This window comes from Ruegeria sp. H8 (assembly GCF_056532905.1).
This window is the reverse complement of record NZ_JBQFNY010000021.1, coordinates 1-4,512: the sequence shown is the minus strand read 5'-3', so window position 1 is coordinate 4,512 and position 4,512 is coordinate 1. Positions and strand designations below refer to the sequence as shown.

Annotated in this window: 3 protein-coding genes; all 3 read left to right on the top strand. The window is 63.8% G+C overall.

What is annotated here, in order from left to right:
• The gene (gene gcvT / locus ACR0A2_RS22125) at positions 1–1,095 is read left to right on the top strand and encodes a glycine cleavage system aminomethyltransferase GcvT (protein WP_480837371.1); all 1,095 of its coding nucleotides are present in this window, start codon (positions 1–3) and stop codon (positions 1,093–1,095) included.
• A gap of 17 nt (positions 1,096–1,112) precedes the next feature.
• Positions 1,113–1,478 carry a glycine cleavage system protein GcvH gene (gcvH, locus tag ACR0A2_RS22120; RefSeq protein ID WP_480837369.1) on the top strand — a complete coding sequence of 122 codons (366 nt, stop codon included), beginning with the start codon at positions 1,113–1,115 and terminating at the stop codon, positions 1,476–1,478.
• Positions 1,479–1,657: 179 nt separating this feature from the next.
• Positions 1,658–4,512, top strand: a 2,855-nt coding sequence (gene gcvP, locus ACR0A2_RS22115) for an aminomethyl-transferring glycine dehydrogenase (RefSeq protein ID WP_480837367.1), incomplete at its 3' end; no start/stop codon positions are given.

Below are 4,512 nucleotides of genomic sequence, written 5' to 3'. Positions count from 1 at the left end.
ATGACCACACCGAAGCGCACGCCGTTGTATGACCTTCACGTCGAGCTTGGCGGCAAGATGGTTGATTTTGCTGGTTGGGAGATGCCTGTTCAGTATCCTTTGGGGATCATGGGGGAGCATAAGCAGTGCCGGGAGAAGGCGGCGTTGTTTGATGTGTCTCACATGGGTCAGGTGATCCTGCGCGGTGAGAATGTGGGTGAGAAGCTGGAAGCTTTGTGCCCGCAGGCCTATGCGACGCTGAAGGAAGGCAAGGCGCGGTACGGGTTCTTCACCAATGCCGAAGGCGGGATCATGGATGATCTGATCGTGTCGAATGCCGGGGATCATTACTTTGTGGTGGTGAACGCGGCGCTGCGCCATCAGGACATTCCGCATATGAAAGCGAACCTTGACGGCGTCGAAGTGACCGAGATCTTCGACCGTGCGCTGGTTGCGGTCCAAGGTCCTGCGGCGGAAAACGTGGTGGGGGAACTCTGCCCTGCCGCCCGCGATCTGAAGTTCATGGAAACCACCGTGGCCGATATCAACGGCGTCGAATGCCGCATCTCGCGGCTGGGCTATACCGGCGAGGACGGGTACGAGATCTCGATCCCCGAGGACAAGGCGATCGAGATCACACGGGCCTTCCTGGCGCATGAGGATTGCGAACCGGCGGGTCTGGGCGCGCGCGACAGCCTGCGGCTTGAGGCGGGGCTGTGCCTGTATGGCAATGACATCGACCAGAGCACTTCGCCGATCGAGGCCTCGTTGGCCTGGGCGATCCAGAAGCGCCGCAAGGAAGAAGGTGGGTTCCCGGGCGCCGAGCGTATCCAGCGCGAACTGGCCGAGGGCGCATCGCGCAAGCTGGTGGGCATCAAGCCCGACGGCCGCGCGCCGGCGCGTCAGGGCGTGGAAGTGCAGTGCCTCGAAGGCAACACCATCGGTCAGATCACCTCGGGCAGCTTTGGCCCGACGGTGGGTGGCCCGATCGCGATGGGCTATGTGTCCGCGGGCCATGGCGCGCCGGGCGAGAAGGTGAACCTGATCATCCGGGGCAAGGCGCAACCGGCGCAGATCGTGGCGCTGCCCTTCGTCAAACAGAATTACAAGCGTTGAAGTCAGGAGAGAGAGACATGGCAACCTATTATTCCGAAGAGCATGAATGGCTGAGCGTCGAAGGCGACACCGCCACGCTGGGCATCACCAAACACGCGGCTGAACAGCTGGGTGAGGTGGTCTTCGTCGAGCAGCAGGAAGCGGGCGACGAGTTCGAGAAAGACGGCGAGATCGGTGTGATCGAATCCGTCAAGGCGGCCTCGGAACTCTATGCACCGGTCGATGGTGAGATCGTCGAGGTGAACGAGGCGCTGGCCGACAATCCCGGCGCGCTGAACGAAGACCCCGAGGGCGAGGCCTGGATCTACAAGATCAAGATTGCGGACGCATCGCAGCTCGAGGATCTGATGGACGAAGCCGGATACAAGGCCTTCATCGGGTAAACCCGGCGGCGGATCCTTGCGCGGATCCACCTCTTCATCTTTCACTCGGAGCCGCTGATTTGGGGCTCCGCCCGTTCGGGCCTGAAACTGTCCCCCGGACAGTTTCCAAGACGGCCCTTACCCCCGCCGGAGGCTCCCGCAGTCTCCGCCGGCCCTGACCTATCCATGGGAGCGCTGCAATGGCCTTCAAACTGACCGACTACGAAGCCTATGATTTTGCCAACCGTCGCCATATCGGTCCCAGCCCGACCGAGATGCGTGACATGCTCAAGGTGATCGGCTTCAAGACGCTGGACGAGCTGATCGACGCCACCGTCCCACCGGCGATCCGGCAGAAACAGCCGCTGGACTGGGGTCCGGCGATGACGGAACGCGATGCGCTTTTCCACATGAAACAGGTGGCGGGGAAGAACAAGGTTCTGACCTCGCTGATCGGTCAGGGCTATTACGGCACCACCACGCCTGCGCCGATCCTGCGCAACATCCTGGAAAACCCGGCCTGGTACACCGCCTACACGCCCTATCAGCCCGAGATCAGCCAGGGCCGGCTCGAGGCGCTCTTGAACTTCCAGACCATGGTCAGCGACCTGACCGGGCTGGACGTGGCCAACGCATCCTTGCTGGACGAGGCGACCGCGGCGGCCGAGGCGATGGCGATGGCCAAGCGCGGCGGGCGTTCGAAAGCCAACAACGCGGCCTTCTTTGTCGACAAGAACTGCCACCCGCAGACCATCGCGGTGATCAAGACCCGGGCCGAGCCTCTGGGCATCGACGTGCAGGTCGCCGACCCGGATCAGCTGGACGCGGGCGCGGTATTCGGCGCGATCTTCCAGTATCCGGGCACCTATGGCCATGTGCGCGACTTCACCGCCGAGATCGCGGCGCTGCATGAACATAAAGCGATCGCCATCGTGGCCGCCGACATCCTGTCGCTGGCGCTGCTGAAGTCACCGGGCGAGATGGGCGCGGATATCGCCATCGGCTCGACCCAGCGCTTTGGTGTGCCGATGGGCTATGGCGGCCCGCACGCCGCCTACATGGCGACCACCGACAAGCTGAAGCGATCCATGCCGGGCCGGATCATCGGTGTGTCCATCGACAGCCGCGGCAACAAGGCCTACCGCCTGTCGTTGCAGACCCGCGAGCAGCACATCCGCCGCGAGAAGGCGAACTCGAACGTCTGCACCGCGCAGGCGCTGCTGGCGGTGATTGCCTCGATGTATGCGGTCTATCACGGCCCCGACGGCATCAAGGCCATTGCGCAATCGGTGCACCGCAAGACCTCGCGCCTGGCCGCCGGTCTGGAAGAGGCGGGCTTCTCGGTCGAACCCGAGGTGTTCTTCGACACCATCACGGTCGAGGTCGGCCACCTGCAAAAGACGGTGATGGAGGCCGCCGTGGCGCGCGGCGTCAATCTGCGCAAGGTGGGCGAGACCCGCGTCGGCATCAGCCTGGACGAACAGACCCGCCCCGAGACGATCGAGGCGGTCTGGGGCGCCTTCGGCATCGACCGCAAGGATGACAGCTCGAACAAGCAATACCGCCTGCCGGATTATGCGCTGCGTGAAAGCGCCTATCTGACCCACCCGATCTTCCACCAGAACCGGGCCGAGGCCGAGATCACGCGTTATATGCGCCGTCTGGCCGACCGCGATCTGGCGCTGGACCGGGCGATGATCCCGCTGGGGTCCTGCACCATGAAGCTGAACGCCACGATCGAGATGATCCCGGTCACCTGGCCCGAGTTCAGCAACCTGCACCCGTTTGTTCCGCAGGATCAGGCGCAGGGCTATCACGAGATGATCGCCGATCTGAACGACAAGCTGTGCCAGATCACCGGCTATGACGCGATCTCCCAGCAGCCCAACTCGGGCGCGCAGGGCGAATATGCGGGCCTGCTGACGATCCGCAACTATCACTTTGCGCGCGGCGAAGGGCACCGCAATGTCTGCCTGATCCCGACCTCGGCCCATGGCACCAACCCGGCCTCGGCGCAGATGGTGGGCTGGCAGGTCGTGCCGGTGCAGGCGGATGAGAACGGCAATATCGATGTCGCCGACTTCCGCGCCAAGGCGGAAAAGCACTCGGATCATCTGGCCGCCTGCATGATCACCTACCCGTCGACCCATGGCGTGTTCGAGACCACCGTGCAGGAGGTCTGCCAGATCACCCATGATCACGGCGGTCAGGTCTATATCGACGGCGCCAACATGAACGCCATGGTGGGCCTGTCGCGCCCCGGCGATATCGGCGGCGATGTCAGCCACCTGAACCTGCACAAGACCTTCTGCATCCCGCATGGCGGCGGCGGCCCCGGCATGGGTCCGATCGGCGTCAAAGCGCATCTTGAGGAACACCTGCCCGGTCACCCGGAATACGGCACCGCCGTGGGTCCGGTCTCGGCAGCGCCCTTCGGCTCGCCCTCGATCCTGCCCGTGTCCTGGGCCTATGTGCTGCTGATGGGCGGCGCGGGTCTGACGCAGGCGACCAAGGTGGCGATCCTGAACGCCAACTACATCGCGGCGCGGCTCAAGGATGCCTATCCGATCCTCTACACCTCGGAAACGGGGCGTGTGGCGCATGAATGCATCCTCGACACCCGGCCGCTGGACGCCGAGGCGCATGTCACCGTCGATGACGTGGCCAAGCGCCTGATCGATTCAGGCTTCCACGCGCCGACGATGAGCTGGCCGGTGGCCGGCACCCTGATGGTGGAGCCGACCGAGTCCGAGCCCATGGCCGAGCTGGATCGTTTCTGCGATGCCATGCTGTCGATCCGGGCGGAAGCACAGGACATCATCGATGGCAAGATCGACGCGGAAAACAACCCGCTGAAAAACGCCCCCCACACGGTGCGCGATCTGGTCGGCGACTGGGACCGCCCCTACACCCGCGAACAAGCCTGCTTCCCGCCGGGTTCCATGGGCGTCGACAAATACTGGTCCCCCGTCAACCGCGTCGACAACGCATATGGCGACAGAAACCTCGTCTGCACATGCCCCCCAATGGACGCATACGCAGACGCCGCGGAATA